Annotated in this window: 3 protein-coding genes; all 3 read right to left on the reverse strand. The window is 69.2% G+C overall.

Features of this window, described 5'->3' with window-relative positions:
- Positions 1 to 42: 42 nt before the first annotated feature.
- A complete protein-coding gene (gene nusB, locus I5E_RS09200; RefSeq protein ID WP_022906720.1) occupies positions 43 to 495 on the reverse strand; it encodes a transcription antitermination factor NusB in 453 nt (150 codons plus the stop codon).
- Positions 496 to 506: 11 nt separating this feature from the next.
- Positions 507 to 1070, reverse strand: coding sequence for an elongation factor P (gene efp / locus I5E_RS09205; RefSeq protein ID WP_022906721.1), 564 nt, complete (start codon positions 1068 to 1070; stop codon positions 507 to 509).
- 118 nt (positions 1071 to 1188) lie between these two features.
- The coding region (locus tag I5E_RS25375; protein ID WP_042723731.1) for a hypothetical protein at positions 1189 to 1433 on the reverse strand (245 nt) is incomplete at its 5' end.

The raw sequence follows: 1433 nt of genomic DNA on the forward strand, positions 1-1433 counted from the left end.
CCCCGCTTCACCGACGGCATAAAGGATGCTGACGTGTCAACCCTACGGGGACTCCTGGTCCTTTGCGACCGTCCGACCGGACGGTGCACGACCGCCGGCGACCGCGCCGAGCACGCCGTTGACGAACCCCGCGGACTCCTCCGTCGAGAGCGACTGGGCGAGCTCGACGGCCTCGGCGATCGCGACCGCGTCCGGGACCTCCGGGTTGAACCGGAGCTCCCAGACGCCCATGCGCAGGATGCAGCGGTCGAGCACCGGCATGCGGGCGATCGACCAGCCCTGGGCGTGCTCGACGATCACCGCGTCGATCTCGTGGCGCGCGTCGTCGATGCCCGTGACGATCTGACGGGCGTAGTCCCAGCTGGAGGCGCGCTCCGGCTGGTCGAGGTGACGGACGGTCTCGGTGGCGAGGACGTCCGCGATCGGGAGCTCACGCACCTCGGCCACGTACAGCATGTCGAGGGCGCGCTTGCGGGCCTTCGAACGAGCACTCATACGGCCGGCGCCTAGGAGTTGACGCGGCCGAGGAAGCTGCCGTCGCGCGTGTCGATCTTCACCGTGGTGCCGCTCTCGAGGTAGAGCGGGACCTGGATGCGGTGACCGGTCGCGATGATGGTCGCGTCCTTCGTGCCACCGGAGGAACGGTCGCCCTGCAGGCCGGGCTCGGTCTCGACCTCGGTCACGATCGACGTCGGGAGCTCGACGTAGAGCGGGTTGCCCTCGTTCATCGCGATGGTGACCATCGCGGACTCGAGCAGGTAGTTCTTCGCGTCGCCGACGACCGTCGCCGAGACCGGGATCTGGTCGTAGGTGTCGGTGTCCATGAACACGTACGAGTCGCCGTCCTCGTAGAGGAACTGGTAGTCACGGCGGTCGACCGTCGCGGTGTCGATCTTCGCACCCGCGTTGAAGGTGCGGTCGACGACCTTGCCCGACACGACGTTCTTCAGCTTGGTGCGGACGAACGCGCCGCCCTTGCCCGGCTTGACGTGCTGGAACTCGACGACCGACCAGAGCTGCCCGTCGATGATGAGAACGGCGCCGTTCTTGATGTCAGTGGTACTGGCCATGAGTCTTCGATGTCCCGTTCGATCGTGTTGTGAAGGTCTGCGGACCGCGCTGGGTCCCGGACGAGTGTAGCGGACCGGTCGGCGGGCCCCGCGCGGCTGCGCTGGAGCCCGCCGTGGGTCACTCCCGCCGTCGCGCCCGGATCGCGTCGACGGCCGCCCAGACGAGCAGCACCACCGCCGCTCCCCCGAGCAGCCCGCCGGCGACCCCCGTCGACATGACCGCGGTCGGGCGGGCCGGCAGGGTGAGGTAGACGAGCGACAGCACGCCGGCGCAGGCGCCGAGCAGCACGAGCAGCACCCGACGGACGACACCGTTCAGCGTGCGTCGGTCACGGCGGTCCGCGAACAGCCGGATGTTGACCG

Origin of the sequence: Curtobacterium sp. B18 (genome assembly GCF_000333375.1) — a bacterium.
Taxonomy (GTDB): domain Bacteria; phylum Actinomycetota; class Actinomycetes; order Actinomycetales; family Microbacteriaceae; genus Curtobacterium.